This window comes from Pseudomonas urmiensis (assembly GCF_014268815.2).
GTDB lineage: Bacteria > Pseudomonadota > Gammaproteobacteria > Pseudomonadales > Pseudomonadaceae > Aquipseudomonas > Aquipseudomonas urmiensis.
Window position 1 is genome coordinate 4,706,156 of sequence record NZ_JABWRE020000001.1, and the last position, 15,303, is coordinate 4,721,458.

Genomic DNA, 15,303 nt, shown 5'->3' on the forward strand with positions numbered 1-15,303 from the left:
GTGTGCGTAAAGACGACGGAGCACCTGAACCCGCACAATCCGCGAGCGCCCAAGGAAGGCCCCAAGTAGCGCATAATTGCCGCAGACTCTTCTGGCATGACTGGCGATGATGCAGATTTCCACCCCACCTCGACGCCCCCGCTGGCGCAGCCTGGCGATACTTGCCGTGTGCCTGGCACCGCTGCTCTGGCCGCTGCATCACCTGGCCGAGCGCTACTACCAGGACGAACTGGCCTCGCAGAATCGTCAGACCCTCGACCTCTACGTGGCCAACCTGCTAGGCACCCTGCACCGCTACGAGACCTTGCCGCAGATCCTCGGCGACCTGCCGGCGCTGCGCCAGGTGCTGGCCGATCCGTTCAAGCTGGAGGCGGTGACCAACGCCAACCGCCTGCTCAAGGGCATCACCCAGCAGACCGGCGCCGAGGTGATGTACCTGATGGACGTCAGCGGCAACACCCTGGCCGCCTCCAACTGGGACAAGCACGACAGCTTCCTGGGGCGTAATTTCGCCTTCCGTCCGTACTTCATCGAAGCGATGGAGGGCCGCCTGGGGCGCTTCTTCGGCCAGGGCACGACCTCGGCCAAGCGTGGCTACTTCTTCGCAGCCGCCGTGCATGATCGCGACAAGGTGATCGGCGTGCTGGTGGTGAAAGTCGACCTGGACCACACCGAAACGCTGTGGGGGCGCACCCCCGAACAACTGTTGCTGACCGACCAGAACGGCGTGGTGGTACTGACCTCGCGCCCCGACTGGCGCTTCCGTGCCACCCGCGCCCTGACCGAAGCCGAACGGGCCGCCATGCTCGCCATCCAGCCTTATCCGACCCAGGCCCCACAGCCGCTGAACCTCAACCCGGATGCCTGGCTGATCCAGACCCGCGACATCAAGGAAACCGGTTGGCAGGTGAGCATCCTCGCGCCTCACATCCTCATCGATCGCTCGGTGCAGACGGTCATGGCCATCGGTGGCGGCGCGTTGTTGGTACTGATTCTGCTGACGGGCCTGGTGATGCAGCGGCGGCGCCACTACATCGACCGCATCGACTTCGAAGCCCGGGGCCGCCAGCAATTGGAAAAGCGCGTGGCCGAGCGTACGGCCGACCTTGAAGGGCTCAATACCCGGCTCAAGAGCGCCGTGCTGGAACGCGAAAATGCCCAGCAGGAGCTGGTGCGCGCCCAGGACGAACTGGTCCAGGCGGGCAAGCTGTCGGTGCTCGGCACCATGTCGGCAAGCATCAGTCACGAGCTCAACCAGCCGCTGGCGGCGATCCGCAGCTATGCCGAAAACGCGGAGATCCTGCTTGACCACGAGCGCACCGAGGATGCTCGCGGCAACCTCAAGCTGATCGGCGAGCTGACCGGACGCATGGCCTCGATCATCGCCCACCTACGCGCCTTCGCCCGCCGCGATCGCCATGCCCCCGAGAGCGTGGCCTTGCAGCCAGCCCTGGATGACGCCCTGGCCCTGCTGGCCAAGCGTCGCAGAGCGATGGCGGTGGAACTGATCCGCGACTTGCCCGATGCGCCGTTGTGGGTCCAGGCCGGCGAAACCCGCCTGCGCCAGGTGCTCGGCAACCTGCTGGCCAACGCCCTCGACGCGCTCACCGAAAAAGCCAACCCGCGCCGGCTGTGGCTGAGTGCCGAGCGGCGCGATGAGTACGTCTACCTGTACATTCGCGACAATGGCCCTGGCTTTACCCGCCAAGCCCTGGAGCACGCCAAAGAGCCGTTCTTCACCACCAAGACCCGTACCCAGGGCTTGGGCCTGGGGCTGGCCATCTGCGAAAGCCTGATGCGCACCCTGGGCGGCGAACTGCTGCTCGGCAACCACCCGGAAGGTGGCGCCCTGCTCACATTGCAGATGCGCGTCGCCAAGCCCGGCGCGACCTTGCCCACTTCGGAGGACCCCTCGGCATGACGTCCGAGACATTGATCGACAGCCGTACCCAGGTGATCCTGGTCGACGACGACCCGCACCTGCGCCAGGCGCTGGGCCAGACGCTGGACCTGGCTGGGCTCAAGGTGGTGACCCTGGCCGACGCCCAAGGCCTGGCCGAACGCATCGAGGCGGACTGGCCCGGCGTGGTGGTCAGCGATATCCGCATGCCCGGCATCGATGGCCTGCAACTGCTGGAACACCTGCGCGGGCGTGACCACGAGTTGCCGGTGTTGCTGATCACCGGTCACGGCGACGTGCCGCTGGCGGTGCAGGCGATGCGCGCGGGGGCCTATGACTTCCTGGAAAAACCCTTCGCCAGCGACGCCCTGCTCGACAGCGTGCGCCGCGCCCTGGCCCTGCGCCGGCTGGTGCTGGACAACCGCAGCCTGCGCCTGGCCTTGAGCGACCGCCACGAGCTGTCCACCCGCCTGCTCGGCCAGTCGCCGGCCATGCAGCGTCTGCGCGAGCAGATCGGTGCCCTGGCCGCGACCCGCGCCGACGTGCTGATCCTCGGCGAAACCGGCGCCGGCAAAGAGGTGGTGGCCCGTGCCCTGCACGACCTGTCCAGCCGCCGTGACGGCCCGTTCGTGGCGATCAACGCCGGCGCCCTGGCCGAATCGGTGGTCGAGAGCGAGCTGTTCGGCCATGAGCCCGGCGCCTTCACTGGCGCGCAGAAGCGCCGCATCGGCAAGTTCGAATTCGCCAACGGCGGCACCTTGTTCCTCGACGAGATCGAGAGCATGAGCCTGGACGTGCAGGTCAAGCTGCTGCGCCTGTTGCAGGAGCGGGTGGTCGAGCGCCTGGGTGGCAATCAGCTGATCCCGCTGGATATCCGCATCATCGCCGCGACCAAGGAAGACCTGCGCCAGGCTGCCGATCAAGGGCGTTTTCGCGCCGACTTGTACTACCGCCTGAATGTCGCCCCGCTGCGCATCCCGGCCCTGCGCGAGCGCGGCGACGACATCCTGGTGCTGTTCCAGCATTTCGCCGATGCCGCCAGCCAGCGCCACGGCCTGCCGCCGCACACCCTGCAACCGGCGCAACGCGCGGTGCTGCTGCGTCACGACTGGCCAGGCAACGTGCGTGAGCTGCAAAACGCCGCCGAACGTTTCGCCTTGGGCCTGGAGCTGGCGCTCGATGGTCAGGTGGCGGCTGCCCCGCAGGTGGCTGCGCCCGTGCTCAGCGGCAACCTCAGCGAACAGGTCGAGCAGTTCGAGCGCTCGCTGATCGCCGCTGAGCTGACCCAGCCACACAGCTCCATGCGCAGCCTCGCCGAAGCGCTGGGCATCCCCCGTAAAACCCTGCACGACAAACTGCGCAAGCACGGCCTGAGCTTTGCCGACAGCAATGGCAGCGGGCCTGACGACCACGAGGACAACCGCCCATGAGCAGCGACAGCCAATACCTGCAAGGGGTGTTGCACAGCGACATCCCGCTGACCCGCGAAATGGGCCTGCAAGTGCTCAGCTGGCAAGACCACTGCTTGCAGCTGCAACTGCCGCTGGAAGCCAACGTCAACCACAAGAGCACCATGTTTGGCGGCAGCCTGTACTGCGCGGCGGTGCTGGTGGGCTGGGGCTGGCTACACCTGCGCTTGCGCGAGGCCGGCATCGACGATGGGCATATCGTCATTCAGGAGGGGCAGATCAGTTATCCACTGCCGGTCACCGGCGCGGCGGTCGCCCGCTGCCAGGCGCCGGACGACAGCACCTGGCAGCGTTTCGTGACGATGTACCAGCGCCGTGGCCGCGCCCGCCTGACGCTGGCAACGGTGGTGAGCAACAGTGGCAGCGACGAGCCCGCGGTCAACTTCAGCGGGCAGTACGTGCTACATCGCTGAGGCGAGCTGGATCAACGCCTGGCGCCACTGCGCGGCGCTGGGCAGGGCGAGGAAGAACGGATTGAGCAACGATTCACGCGGTGGATAGCGAAACGGCTGGGCGTCCAGGCCGATCACCTCGCCGCCTGCTCCTTCCAGCACGCCCTGGGCGGCCGCGGTGTCCCACTGCGAGGTCGGTGCCAGGCGCGGATAGCAATCGGCGGCGCCTTCGGCCAGCAGGCAGAACTTCAGCGAGCTGCCGATATTGGCCAGTGCCAACTCGCCCAAGGCACCACTCAGGCCGGCAAGCAAGGCTTCCTGCTGAGGGCTGGAATGGCGGCGGCTGGCGACCACGGTGAACTGGCCATCGGCTGGCGGCGTGTTGCGCACCCGGATCCGTTCGGCGTGAGCGCCTCGATCAACGCGCCAGGCGCCCAGCTCACGACCGCCGAAGTAGCAGCGGCCATTGGTCGGCATCGCCACCACACCGAACACCACTTCACCGTTGTCGATCAGGGCGATGTTGACGGTGAACTCTTCACTGCCGGCGATGAATTCCTTGGTGCCATCCAACGGATCGACCAGCCACCAGCGGCTCCAGCTTTGCCGCTCGGCCAGGGAGATCTCACAATCTTCCTCGGACAGCACCGGGATCTCAGGCGCCAACGCTTGCAGACCGTCGGCGATGACCCGGTGAGCGGCCAAGTCAGCTGCGGTGACCGGTGAATCGTCGGCTTTGGCGGTGACCGCCACGTCTGCGCGCCAGTACGGCAAGATCGCCTCGCCGGCAACCAGGGCGAGCTTCACCACTTCGTGCATCAGCTGTTGGTCGTTCATGCGCTGAGCAGCCCGCGTTGAGTCAGCATGTCACGCACCAGGTACAGCGCTGCCAAGGCTCGACCTTCAGTGAATTGCGGATGCATGGCCAAGGCCGACAGCTCGCGCAAGTTGACCTTGTCGACCCGCATCGGCTCAGGCTCATCGCCTTCCAGGCGTTCTTCATAGAGGTCGGTGGCCAACACCACCTGGATCTTTTGGCTCATGTAGCCGGGCGAGAGCGACAACTCGGTCAGATGTTCCAGCTGGCGTGCGCCGAAACCGGCTTCTTCCTTGAGCTCACGGTTGGCTGCGGCCAGCACATCCTCGCCCGGTTCGATCAGGCCTTTGGGCAGCGACAGCTCATACTCGTCGGTGCCGCCGCAGTATTCTTCGACCAGCACCGCATGCTCGGCATCGAGCATCGCCACGATCATCACCGCGCCGTAGCCATTCCCCCGCCCGACCAGCCGTTCGTAGGTCCGCTCGGTGCCGTTGGAGAAGCGCAGCTGTACCGCTTCGACCCGGAACAGGCGGCTACTGGCGACGATTTCGCGGCTGAGGACGGTGGGTTTCTGGCGCATGGGGCGGCTCCTTGGCGTGAACGGGTTACTATACCGTGGCTTGCCGACTGATCGAGAGTTTCCCATGCCGCAAATTCAATGGTCCGATATCGATACCGTCCTGCTGGACATGGATGGCACCCTGCTCGACCTGCATTACGACAATCAATTCTGGCTGCAGCACCTGCCCCAGCGCTACGCCGAGCTGCATGGCGTGAGCCGGGCAATGGCGGAAATGGAGCTACAGCCGCTGTTCGAGCGTAATGCCGGTACGCTCAACTGGTACTGCCTGGACTTCTGGAGCCGCGAGCTGAAGTTACCGATTCGCCAATTGAAGCAGGAAATCGCTGAACTGATCGCCCTGCGACCGGACGCCGACACCTTCCTGGCCGGCCTGCGCAAGGCGGGCAAGCGGGTGGTGATGATCACCAATGCCCATCGCGATTCGCTGTCGCTGAAGCTGGAGCGCGTCGAGCTGGCGCCGTATTTCGAGCGGCTGATCAGCTCGCATGATTATGGCTATCCCAAGGAGAGCCCACAGTTCTGGGACGCATTGCAGGCGGATATCGGCTTTGAGCCTGCGCGCAGCCTCTTTATCGACGACACCCTGGCGATCCTGCGTAGCGCGCAGCGCTTTGGCGTGAGGCACCTGCTAGCGGTGCGCCAGCCGGACAGCAAGGCAGCGCCGCGTGATACCCAGGAGTTCGCGGCGGTTGAGGATTATCGGGAGTTGCTGGTGGGGATCGAGTAAGCGAAACAGACTTTCATGGATTGAACAGGATCCTGTGGGAGCGGGCTTGCCCGCGAACAAGGGCGCAGCCCTCGCCCGTACATAGCGCTTGATCGCACTGGCCTCTTCGCGGGTAAACCCGCTCCTACAGAACTGCTGGGCCCCGCGAAGGGGTTAAATCAATTGATGAATAGCCTTCAATCCGGAATCCGCAGCACCTGCCCCGGATAAATCTTGTCCGGATGCGACAGCAACGGCTTGTTGGCTTCGAAGATCTTCTGGTACTTGTTCGGGTCGCCATACACCCGTTTGGAAATAGCGCTCAGGGTGTCGCCCTTCTCGACCGTGACGAACTTCGCCGCCTGGGCAATCGGCCCGGTTACGGTGATCTGGTCATCGACGCTGGCCACACCACTGATGTTGCCCGCTGCGAGAATGATCTTTTCTTTCTCCTCCTGGCTGGCCACCTCGCCCTTGAGAATGATCTTGTCGCCCTCTACAGTGGCGGTGATGTTCGGATTACCCAGGCCGACCTTGCTTACATGCTCTTTGAGTTGCTCTTCGGCATTGGCATTGCCAGGGGTCAGCAGGTCGATCAACTTCTCGCCGGCTTCCTTGACGAAACTGAACAGGCTCATGACGCGCTCCTTGTTGATGAATCCTCGGAAGCACGAGTCTAGGCCAGGTTTGCCAACCTCGCCCTGCTGCGACCCATCGACGCGCTCTATCAAGGCATAGACCCTAGCGATTAGACGGCGCCAGCCCACGGGCCTAGGCTTGTGCTGGTAAAAAGCTGCCAGTGATCCGCCCTGATGAACAGCAAACCTCCGGTCTGCTCGGCGTCCACGCCTTTGTCCCTGCCTGCCGCCAGCAATACCTACGACTATCTCCAGCTTAGCGATGACGCGCGCGCCAGCACGCCGCTCGCCGAGGAAGTCGCCTTGGCCATCGCCTATAACGGCCTCAATCAGGCCGTGATGCTGGTCAGCCCTACCGATATGGAAGACTTCGCGGTCGGCTTTAGCGTCGGCAGCGGGATCGTCGAGGGCACGGCGGAAATCTATGACATGAAGTTCTCAGGCTCAGGCTCGGCGTTGTATGCCGACCTGGAGATCTCCAGCCGCGCCTTCTGGAACCTGAAGAACCAGCGCCGCCAGTTGGCCGGCACCAGCGGCTGCGGCCTGTGCGGTGTCGAAGCCTTGGAGCAGGCGCTGCCAGAGCTCGACAAACTGCCTGGGGCACCGCTGCCACCCGCCCATTGGCTGAAGGACCTGCGGCAACGCATCGACCAATTCCAGCCGCTGGGCCAGCACTGCGGCGCGGTGCACGCCGCGCTGTACATGGACAGCAACGGCGAGCTGTTGATGGGCCGTGAGGATATCGGCCGGCACAACGCCCTGGACAAGCTGATCGGCGCCCTGCTGCGCCAGCAGATCGATACCCGCGGCGGCCTGGCCATCGTTACCAGCCGCTGCAGCCTGGAGTTGATCCAGAAGGTCCTGCGCGCGGGCATTCAAACCCTGGTCAGCCTGTCGGCGCCCACCGGTCTTGCCCTGCAATGGGCGCGCAAGCACAACCTCAATCTTATTCACCTGCCTAAACACAGTGCACCACGGGTGTTCAGCCCTGTGGCGGAGTAGTCGTAGACGTGACCTCGCATCAGCAACTCCCACAAGAACAAATCACTCCCCGCTACAAGCCCTACCACGGCGCCGCCGGAGGCTGGGGCGCCTTGCGCAGCGTGGCCAAGGCCTGGGTCGCCAGCGACAACGCGCTGAAGAACATCCGCGCGCTGCTCAAGACCAACCAGAACGGCGGCTTCGACTGCCCGGGCTGCGCCTGGGGCGACTCGCCGGAAAGCGGCATGGTCAAGTTCTGCGAGAACGGCGCCAAGGCAGTCAACTGGGAAGCTACAAAGCGCCGCGTCGATGCGGCGTTCTTCGCCCGGCATAGCGTCACTTCGTTGCTCGAGCAGAGCGACTACTGGCTGGAGTACCAGGGCAGGCTCACCGAGCCGATGGTCTATGACCCAGCCAGCGACCGCTACCAGCCGATCGACTGGGACAGCGCGTTCGCCTTGATCGCCCGCCATCTGAACAACCTGGCCACCCCCGACCAAGCCGAGTTCTACACCTCCGGCCGGGCCAGCAATGAGGCGGCGTTCCTCTATCAGCTGTTCGTCCGCGCCTATGGCACCAACAACTTCCCTGACTGCTCGAACATGTGTCACGAGGCCAGCGGGGTCGCCTTGGGCCAGAGCGTCGGGGTCGGCAAAGGCACGGTGACGTTCGATGATTTCGAGCACGCCGACGCGATCTTCGTCTGGGGCCAGAACCCGGGTACCAACCACCCGCGCATGCTCGATCCGCTGCGCGATGCGGTAAAGCGCGGTGCCCAGGTGGTCTGCGTCAACCCGCTCAAGGAACGTGGCCTGGAGCGCTTCCAGCACCCGCAGAACCCGCTGGAGATGCTCACCAACAGCGACCGGCCTACCAACACCGCCTATTTCCGCCCAGCCCTGGGAGGCGACATGGCGCTGCTGCGCGGCATGGCCAAGTTCCTCTTGCAGTGGGAGCGCGAGGCCCAGGCCAAGGGTGAACCAGCGATTTTCGATCATGTGTTCATCGCTGAACATGGCCACGGCATCAATGAATACCTGGCCGTGGTCGATGCCACCCCCTGGGAGCAATTGCAGGCCCAATCTGGCCTGACCTTGGCCGAGATCGAACAAGCGGCGCGCATGTACTGCAAAGGCAAGCGGGTGATCATGTGCTGGGCGATGGGCATCACCCAGCACCGTCACTCGGTGCCGACCATCCAGGAAATCGTCAACCTGATGCTGCTGCGCGGCAACATTGGCCTGCCAGGTGCAGGTTTGTGCCCGGTGCGTGGCCACAGCAACGTGCAGGGCGACCGCACCATGGGCATCAACGAGCGGCCACCGGCATTGCTGCTCGATGCCCTGCAAAAGCGCTTCGACTTCGCCGTGCCGCGCCACAACGGCCACAACACGGTCGAGGCGATCCACGCCATGCTCGAAGGTCGAGCCAAGGTCTTCATCGGCCTGGGCGGTAACTTCGCCCAAGCCACCCCGGACAGCGAGCGTACGGCTCGCGCCCTGCGCAATTGCGAGCTGACCGTGCACATCAGCACCAAGCTCAACCGCAGCCATTTGGTCCATGGCAAGCAGGCACTGATCCTGCCATGCCTGGGGCGTACCGATATCGACCTGCAAGCCGAAGGCCCGCAAGCGGTGACGGTGGAAGATTCGTTCAGCATGGTGCATGCCTCCAATGGCCAGCTGCACCCACTGTCAAAACAGATGCGCTCGGAGCCTTCGGTGGTCGCCGGTATCGCTGCCGCCACGCTGGGCAAGCAGCCGGTCGACTGGAACTGGTTGGTAGCCGACTACGACCGCATTCGCGAGCTGATCGCCGACACCATTCCAGGCTTTGCCAATTTCAACCAACGCCTGCGCCATCCTGGTGGTTTCTACCTGGGCAACAGCGCTGGCAGCCGCCAATGGCAAACCGCGACCAAGCGAGCCAACTTCAAGGCCAACCTGTTGCCCGACAGCTTGCTCGACCCACGCGTGCGCGCCAGCGGCCAGCTACCAGACCTGATCATGCAATCGATGCGCTCGCATGATCAGTACAACACCACCATCTATGGCTTGGACGATCGCTATCGCGGCGTCAAAGCGCAGCGCGATGTGCTGTTCGTCAATGAGGCCGACATCATTCGCCTTGGCTTCGCGCCGGGGCAGAAGGTGGATATCGTCTCGCTGTGGGACGATGGGCTTGAACGTCGGGTGCAGGGCTTCACGCTGTTGGCCTATGACATCCCGGCAGGCCAGGCAGCGGCTTACTATCCAGAAGTGAACCCGCTGGTGCCGCTGGAGAGCATCGGCGACGGTAGCCATACACCGACCTCGAAATTCGTCGCCATCAAGCTTGAGCGTGCTGGCGATAGCGGGCGCATCATCTAAGACAGCGATAGGGTCAGAACATCCACCCGAAGCGGACCTGCCCTCAAACCTGCGAAAAAGCCAAAAAAAAGCCCTGTCCGCAATGGCCAGGGCTTTGTCTCAAGTAACCTATGACCGCCGAAAATCGAGAAAGTTTCACCGAAAAAACAGTAACTTAGAGAATTGTGTACAACTCGTGTTACTCGTCGGATTTCGATTGCCAGACGCCCTGCCGAGCCTCAAATTCGCCCTCGTCATCCCTATGAGGCTCTCTTGATGAAGAAGTACTCCTCGATTCTGTTGTTGTCTCTTGGCCTGCTCAGCGGCGTTGCCATGGCGGGCGGCACCACCGAAGCCGGTATTGGCGGCGCACTGGGTGGGGTACTCGGCTCAGTGGTCGGCCAGCAAATCGGTGGCAGCACCGGTGGCGCCATCGGCGCAGGCCTGGGCGGTGCGGCCGGTAGTGCGGTCGGTGCCGACAAACGCCAGCGCGGCGAAGCAGCAATCGGCGGCGCCCTGGGCGCGGCTGGCGGTAACGTACTCGGCCGCAGCGTCGGCGGCACCAACGGTAGCTACATCGGTGCAGCCGCTGGCGGCGGTGCAGGTGGCGCCCTGGGTAACTACATGGGCAACAAGGCCGATGAAGACGAGCGCCATGAACGCCGCTACCGCCGTGGCTACGACGACGACCGTCGTCACTACGACCGCGGCCACCACTACGGCCATCGCAAGAACAAGCACAAACGCCACTGGCGTCACTGATGCCTGACGGCTCAGGCGTGCAACCCTAAGCCAGGCACCTAAGGCCCTGCCCCTATCGGCGGGGCCTTTTCATTTGTCCCGCGCACAACAGGATTAAGGGTGGCCCCGATATGGAGGCAAGGTGCCACTAGCTATCATCCCTTATTGAATAATTACGCACAGGACGCGGGGAATGCGCACGATCATCGTCGATACCATAGGTCAGATCACGACCTGGGCCAGCTGAGCCATGCCCAGCCGCTCCCGCCCGCCACTGCTCGATCAAGCCAATTACCAACAGATCCGTCTACTGGTCGAACAGGCCAGCGGCGTGCACTTGGCCGATGACCGTCGCGCGGTGGTCGCGGCGCGCCTGCACAAGCGCCTGAAGCTGCATCAACTGTCCGACTTCGACGCCTACCTGGCGCTGCTAGGCAACGCTCAGGACGATAGCGAATACAGGCACTTGCTGAGCCTGCTGGTGCCCTGCGACAGTTATTTCTTCCGTGAGCACCGACACTTCGAGTTCCTCAACCATTGGCTGGCCGAGCTCGCTCACCCGCCCCGGCTGTGGAGCGCCGCCTGCGCGAGCGGCGAAGAAGCCTGGAGCCTGGCCATGGTGGCCGCCGAGCAGCACCCTGGCGCTGGCTGGCAGGTGCTTGCCAGTGATCGCGACGCAGCCTTGCTGGAGCAGGCGCGCGCGGGCATCTATGACGTCAGCCAGGCGCGCTATTTTCCCGAAGGCTGGCTGAGCCGGCATTGCCTGTGCGGTGTCGGCGAAATGGCCGGACGCCTGCGCATCGCCCCAGCTTTACGCGCGCAGGTGATGTTCGAGACGATCAACTTGATCGAGCCGTTTCCCACGCACCTGGGCCGCTTCGATGTGATCTTGCTGCGCAACCTGCTCTCAAGCTTTGCCCCCCGGTACAAGCTCGACGTGCTGCAGCGTGTGGTCGAGCATCTGACCCCAGGCGGTCTGTTGATGATCGGCCACAGCGAAAGCATCCACGACCTCGACCTACCCTTGCGGCCACTACTGCCCTCGGTGTTCGCGCGCCTATGATGAGCAGCACTGCCGCAGTGATCGGCAGACAGGGACTGAACGCGCCCCGTGCGGCTGGGCGCTTGTGGATCGAGCAGGCATGCCGCCCCTCTTCTCTTGCGAAACAGGCCCTGATCCATGCCTTGTCGAATACTGCTTGCCGATGACTCGCCGCTGTTCCGCGCAGGCCTGCGCGCCCTGCTCGAACAGAAAAAACAATATGCCGTGGTTGCCGATACCGGCGATGCGATGAACGCCGTGGCCCTGGCCGAAAAGCTCAAGCCGCACGTGGTCGTACTGGACATGAGTGGCGAGTTGGACGGCCAGCAGGCGCTGCAAGAACTGTTCATTCGCGCCCCCACCAGCCGCGTGCTGATGCTCTCGCCGCGCTCGGAACTGGAGCATGTGTTGAGCTGCCTACAGCTGGGCGCCCACGGCTTTTTGCTCAAGAACGCCACGGTGGCCGAGTTGGAGCAGGCGCTGCTGACCCTGCGCCAAGGCGGCCAGTACCTGTCTTCGAGCGTCTTGCCGATGGTCATCGGCCAGGCCCTCAGACATAGCCGCAAGCGGAGCGCTGCCACCCTGTCTGCACCGCTAACCACCCGCCAGCTGGAAATCCTGCGACTGATCGCCCGTGGCGAAACCACCCGCTCGATAGCCGAAGGCCTGGGCCTGAGCGTGAAGACTGTAGAAGCTCATCGCTCACAAATCATGCATCGCCTACAGATTCATGACGTCGCCGGCCTGGTGCTGTTTGCCGTGCGCGAGGGCATCATCCGTCTCAACGATTGAGCTGCAGGCCTGCGAGGATGATCTGCAGCGTTTCTGGCAGTGCCACCGGCTCGCCAGAGGCGCGTTCGACGAACACCTGCACCAATGTGCCTGCCGCACAGGCATCCGGCTCTCCGGGACGGAACAACGCCAATCGGTACTCCACTGTGCTGCCACCCAGGCGGGTGACGCCCAGGCCCACTTCGAGTACGTCGGGGAAGGCAGGCAATGCGTAGAATTCTGCCGCCGAGCTGATCACAAAGCCGGCCAGCGCACCTTCGCGCAGGTCAAGCTCGGCCTGTTCGACGAGAAATGCCTGGATCGCGGTTTCGAAGAAGCCGTGCACCGTGGCACCGGCGATATGACCGTTGAGGTCGTTGTCTTGCGGGCGGGTGAGGATGGGGTGGAAATGGCTGAAGTCGGTGCGCTGGGGAGATTCGGTCATGGAATACCACAAATGTTGGTTACATGAGAGAGAAGCTTCCCACAAAGAGTTAGGAAGTCATATAGTCGCAATCAACTGTAGATTGCATAGCATGGTGCATCCCGATGAAACCGAGACATACACCCGTGCCGACCCATCAACTCGATCACGCCGACCTTAGGCGCATGGCTGAAACCGGACGTATCAATGGAACCCACATTGTGGGGCAGCCTGGCGGCTGGGCCATACAGGTCAATATCAACCATGACGAACATGTCCTGACGGCGCAACGAAGCGGCAACACCCGGCTGTTCAAGAAGCTTGAAACCTTGGTCAGCTACCTGCACGAACTAGGCATCGACCACTTCCAGGTGGATAGCTCGACCTACGACCCACTTCAAATGAGCACCTATCAACGACCTGATCGTGCATCGGCCCTGAAGCGTGCACATCAGGCCGCCGCATATGACGCCTGGTTTATCGAACAAGTCGAGGCAAGCCTGAACGACCCAACCCCTGCGATGGATGATGAACAAATAGAAAAAGAATTCGCCGCGCGCCGCCTCGCGTTGAAGGGTAAAACCCGTTGATGCATTTGCTTTGGCACACCAACGCTCAGAAAGACCGCTTGCGAATCATGGATGCCATCGCTGACGATAACCCTGACGCCGCCATTGCGTTAGACGAAGACTTCAGAGACAAGGCAAGAAGAGCAGCCCAGAACCCCCGCATTTATAAACAAGGTCGGTATCCAGGCACCCGGGAAATCGTGATTCGGCCAAACTACGTGATGGTCTACCGCATCTTGCAGGACAGCGTAGAGATCTTACGCATCATTCATGCGCGACGGCTGTGGCCATAAACCATGTCCCATGAACGAAAAAACCGCCCCAAAGGGCGGCTTTTTCATTCCAAGCTAGCTACAGCTTACAGCTGTGGGCCAGCCGCCTTGATGGCGTCGGAAACCTCGAACTTCTTGAAGTTCTCGATGAACAGCTTGGCCAGGCCTTTAGCTGCTTCGTCGTAGGCCGCCTTGTCTTCCCAGTTGGTGCGTGGGTTGAGCAGGTTGGTCTCGACGCCTGGAACAGCCTTAGGCACGTCCAGGTTGATGATGTCCAGGTGCTCGGTCTCGGTACCTACCAACGCGCCGCTCTGGATCGCTGCGATCACTGCACGGGTGGTCGGGATGCTGAAACGCTTGCCAACGCCGTAGCCACCGCCGGTCCAGCCGGTGTTGACCAGGTAGACCTTGGAGTTGAAGCCCTTGATGCGCTTGATCAGCAGCTCAGCGTATTCGCCAGCCGGACGCGGGAAGAACGGTGCGCCGAAGCAGGTGGAGAAGGTCGACTTGATGCCGCCGCCCGAACCCATTTCGGTCGAACCGACCAGCGCGGTGTAACCGGACAGGAAATGGTAGGCCGCCTGCTCGTTGTTCAGGATCGACACTGGCGGCAGTACGCCGGTCAGGTCGCAGGTCAGGAAGATGACCGCATTCGGCTCGCCGCCCAGGTTGTGCTCGGAGCGCTTGGCAACGTGCTCCAGCGGGTAGGCGGCGCGGCTGTTCTGGGTCAGGCTGACATCGGTGTAGTCGGCGTGCTTGGCATCGTCGATAACGACGTTTTCCAGCACGGCGCCGTGCTTGATGGCTTTCCAGATGACCGGCTCGTTCTTCTCGGACAGGTCGATGCACTTGGCGTAGCAGCCGCCTTCGATGTTGAAGACAACGCCTTCGCCCCAACCGTGCTCGTCGTCACCGATCAGGTAACGGCTTTCGTCGGCCGACAGGGTGGTCTTGCCAGTACCGGACAGACCGAAGAACAGGGTCACATCGCCTGCTTCGCCGATGTTGGCAGCGCAGTGCATCGGCAGCACGTCGGCGGCCGGCAGCAAGAAGTTCTGCACCGAGAACATGGCTTTCTTCATTTCACCGGCGTAACGCATGCCAGCGATCAGCACCTTCTTCTGGGCGAAGTTGATGATCACGCAGCCGTCGGAGTTGGTGCCGTCACGCTCAGGCACGCACTCGAAGTTGGCCACGTTCAGCACCTGCCACTCATCACGACCCGCTGGGTTGTACTGGGCAGGGTTGATGAACAGGCAACGGCCGAACAGGTTCTGCCAGGCAGTCTGGGTGGTCATCTTGACCGGCAGGTAGTGATCTTCGGCAGCCCCTACGTGAACGTGGGAAACGAAGTGTTCCTGAGCGTTGTTGAACGCCTCGACGCGAGCCCACAGGGCATCGAACTTGTCGGCCGGGAACTTGCGGTTGATCGGGCCCCACGCAATTGCCGCAGTGGTGCTGGGTTCGTCGACGATGAAACGGTCCGCTGGCGAACGGCCGGTACGGTGACCGGTTTCCACGACCAGTGCGCCAGTATCGGCCAGCACGCCTTCACCGCGGGACAGCGCTTCTTTTACCAGCTCATCGACGCTCAGGTCGGTGTACACGGTGTTGTTGGCTTGCGTCATGAGATACCCCATCCGGCCC

16 protein-coding genes are annotated in these 15,303 nt (G+C 63.0%); 11 read left to right on the forward strand and 5 right to left on the reverse strand.

The features are described 5' to 3' along the window. Nucleotides 1-106 precede the first annotated feature (106 nt). Genes HU737_RS21255 through HU737_RS21265 form a run of 3 tightly spaced genes read left to right on the forward strand, consistent with a single transcriptional unit; the run spans nt 107 to nt 3,782 of the window. Nucleotides 107-1,921, forward strand: coding sequence for a sensor histidine kinase (locus HU737_RS21255; RefSeq protein WP_186552849.1), 1,815 nt, complete (start codon nt 107-109; stop codon nt 1,919-1,921). Next, nucleotides 1,918-3,330 carry a sigma-54-dependent transcriptional regulator gene (locus tag HU737_RS21260; RefSeq protein WP_186552850.1) on the forward strand — a complete coding sequence of 471 codons (1,413 nt, stop codon included), beginning with the start codon at nt 1,918-1,920 and terminating at the stop codon, nt 3,328-3,330. Before HU737_RS21255 ends, HU737_RS21260 begins: the two co-directional genes overlap by 4 nt. Continuing rightward, complete coding sequence (locus HU737_RS21265) at nt 3,327-3,782, forward strand: YiiD C-terminal domain-containing protein (RefSeq protein WP_186552851.1); 456 nt, start codon at nt 3,327-3,329, stop codon at nt 3,780-3,782. Before HU737_RS21260 ends, HU737_RS21265 begins: the two co-directional genes overlap by 4 nt. On the opposite strand, the gene cysQ is transcribed toward HU737_RS21265, so the two are convergent. Together cysQ and nudE are read right to left on the reverse strand one after the other, a co-directional pair. Then, on the reverse strand, nt 3,771-4,598 hold the full coding sequence (cysQ, locus tag HU737_RS21270; RefSeq protein ID WP_186552852.1) for a 3'(2'),5'-bisphosphate nucleotidase CysQ: 828 nt from the start codon (nt 4,596-4,598) through the stop codon (nt 3,771-3,773). The genes HU737_RS21265 and cysQ overlap by 12 nt on opposite strands. Beyond that, nucleotides 4,595-5,161, reverse strand: coding sequence for an ADP compounds hydrolase NudE (gene nudE / locus HU737_RS21275; protein WP_186552853.1), 567 nt, complete (start codon nt 5,159-5,161; stop codon nt 4,595-4,597). The genes cysQ and nudE overlap by 4 nt, the downstream gene beginning before the upstream one ends. A 64-nt stretch (nt 5,162-5,225) precedes the next feature. Between nudE and yrfG the strand changes: the two genes are divergently transcribed. Beyond that, complete coding sequence (gene yrfG, locus HU737_RS21280; protein WP_186552854.1) at nt 5,226-5,891, forward strand: GMP/IMP nucleotidase; 666 nt, start codon at nt 5,226-5,228, stop codon at nt 5,889-5,891. Between the two features lie 176 nt (nt 5,892-6,067). On the opposite strand, the gene lysM is transcribed toward yrfG, so the two are convergent. Then, nucleotides 6,068-6,508 (reverse strand): peptidoglycan-binding protein LysM, encoded by a 441-nt coding sequence (gene lysM, locus HU737_RS21285; protein ID WP_186552855.1) that lies wholly within the window; start codon nt 6,506-6,508, stop codon nt 6,068-6,070. A 174-nt stretch (nt 6,509-6,682) separates the two neighbouring features. Here lysM and fdhD point away from each other — a divergent pair, with 174 nt between their 5' ends. The 5 genes from fdhD (at nt 6,683) to HU737_RS21310 (ending at nt 12,412) form a co-directional block, all read left to right on the forward strand. Continuing rightward, nucleotides 6,683-7,510 (forward strand): formate dehydrogenase accessory sulfurtransferase FdhD, encoded by an 828-nt coding sequence (gene fdhD / locus HU737_RS21290; RefSeq protein ID WP_186552856.1) that lies wholly within the window; start codon nt 6,683-6,685, stop codon nt 7,508-7,510. A gap of 8 nt (nt 7,511-7,518) precedes the next feature. After that, nucleotides 7,519-9,858 carry an FdhF/YdeP family oxidoreductase gene (locus HU737_RS21295; protein ID WP_186552857.1) on the forward strand — a complete coding sequence of 780 codons (2,340 nt, stop codon included), beginning with the start codon at nt 7,519-7,521 and terminating at the stop codon, nt 9,856-9,858. A 255-nt stretch (nt 9,859-10,113) separates the two neighbouring features. Next, entirely contained in the window at nt 10,114-10,599 is a 486-nt protein-coding gene (locus HU737_RS21300; protein ID WP_186552858.1) for a YMGG-like glycine zipper-containing protein, read from the forward strand. A 229-nt stretch (nt 10,600-10,828) separates the two neighbouring features. Beyond that, the gene (locus HU737_RS21305; RefSeq protein ID WP_186552859.1) at nt 10,829-11,641 is read left to right on the forward strand and encodes a CheR family methyltransferase; all 813 of its coding nucleotides are present in this window, start codon (nt 10,829-10,831) and stop codon (nt 11,639-11,641) included. Nucleotides 11,642-11,758: 117 nt separating this feature from the next. Next, nucleotides 11,759-12,412: a response regulator gene (locus HU737_RS21310; protein ID WP_186552860.1), complete on the forward strand. Its 654-nt coding sequence runs from the start codon at nt 11,759-11,761 to the stop codon at nt 12,410-12,412. On the opposite strand, the gene HU737_RS21315 is transcribed toward HU737_RS21310, so the two are convergent. Continuing rightward, nucleotides 12,402-12,836, reverse strand: coding sequence for an acyl-CoA thioesterase (locus HU737_RS21315; protein ID WP_186552861.1), 435 nt, complete (start codon nt 12,834-12,836; stop codon nt 12,402-12,404). The genes HU737_RS21310 and HU737_RS21315 overlap by 11 nt on opposite strands. A gap of 104 nt (nt 12,837-12,940) precedes the next feature. On the opposite strand from HU737_RS21315, the gene HU737_RS21320 reads away from it, so the two are divergent. Together HU737_RS21320 and HU737_RS21325 are read left to right on the forward strand one after the other, a co-directional pair. Beyond that, nucleotides 12,941-13,405 carry a ParC-related protein gene (locus HU737_RS21320; protein ID WP_189661656.1) on the forward strand — a complete coding sequence of 155 codons (465 nt, stop codon included), beginning with the start codon at nt 12,941-12,943 and terminating at the stop codon, nt 13,403-13,405. After that, entirely contained in the window at nt 13,405-13,677 is a 273-nt protein-coding gene (locus HU737_RS21325) for a type II toxin-antitoxin system RelE/ParE family toxin (protein ID WP_186553222.1), read from the forward strand. The genes HU737_RS21320 and HU737_RS21325 overlap by 1 nt, the downstream gene beginning before the upstream one ends. 65 nt (nt 13,678-13,742) lie before the next feature. Here the strand turns inward: HU737_RS21325 and HU737_RS21330 are convergent, their stop codons facing one another. Beyond that, nucleotides 13,743-15,284 carry a phosphoenolpyruvate carboxykinase gene (locus HU737_RS21330; RefSeq protein WP_186552862.1) on the reverse strand — a complete coding sequence of 514 codons (1,542 nt, stop codon included), beginning with the start codon at nt 15,282-15,284 and terminating at the stop codon, nt 13,743-13,745. Nucleotides 15,285-15,303: the final 19 nt, after the last annotated feature.

Bases quoted from the DNA above. Each gene is read 5' to 3' on its own strand.
- HU737_RS21260 (WP_186552850.1), top strand. From the start codon at position 1,918: ATGACGTCCGAGACATTGATCGACAGCCGTACCCAGGTGATCCTGGTC.
- cysQ (WP_186552852.1), bottom strand. From the start codon at position 4,598: ATGAACGACCAACAGCTGATGCACGAAGTGGTGAAGCTCGCCCTGGTT.
- fdhD (WP_186552856.1), top strand. From the start codon at position 6,683: ATGAACAGCAAACCTCCGGTCTGCTCGGCGTCCACGCCTTTGTCCCTG.
- yrfG (WP_186552854.1), top strand. From the start codon at position 5,226: ATGCCGCAAATTCAATGGTCCGATATCGATACCGTCCTGCTGGACATG.
- HU737_RS21325 (WP_186553222.1), top strand. From the start codon at position 13,405: ATGCATTTGCTTTGGCACACCAACGCTCAGAAAGACCGCTTGCGAATC.
- HU737_RS21265 (WP_186552851.1), top strand. From the start codon at position 3,327: ATGAGCAGCGACAGCCAATACCTGCAAGGGGTGTTGCACAGCGACATC.
- HU737_RS21315 (WP_186552861.1), bottom strand. From the start codon at position 12,836: ATGACCGAATCTCCCCAGCGCACCGACTTCAGCCATTTCCACCCCATC.
- HU737_RS21320 (WP_189661656.1), top strand. From the start codon at position 12,941: ATGAAACCGAGACATACACCCGTGCCGACCCATCAACTCGATCACGCC.
- HU737_RS21300 (WP_186552858.1), top strand. From the start codon at position 10,114: ATGAAGAAGTACTCCTCGATTCTGTTGTTGTCTCTTGGCCTGCTCAGC.
- lysM (WP_186552855.1), bottom strand. From the start codon at position 6,508: ATGAGCCTGTTCAGTTTCGTCAAGGAAGCCGGCGAGAAGTTGATCGAC.
- HU737_RS21330 (WP_186552862.1), bottom strand. From the start codon at position 15,284: ATGACGCAAGCCAACAACACCGTGTACACCGACCTGAGCGTCGATGAG.
- nudE (WP_186552853.1), bottom strand. From the start codon at position 5,161: ATGCGCCAGAAACCCACCGTCCTCAGCCGCGAAATCGTCGCCAGTAGC.
- HU737_RS21255 (WP_186552849.1), top strand. From the start codon at position 107: ATGATGCAGATTTCCACCCCACCTCGACGCCCCCGCTGGCGCAGCCTG.
- HU737_RS21305 (WP_186552859.1), top strand. From the start codon at position 10,829: ATGCCCAGCCGCTCCCGCCCGCCACTGCTCGATCAAGCCAATTACCAA.
- HU737_RS21310 (WP_186552860.1), top strand. From the start codon at position 11,759: ATGCCTTGTCGAATACTGCTTGCCGATGACTCGCCGCTGTTCCGCGCA.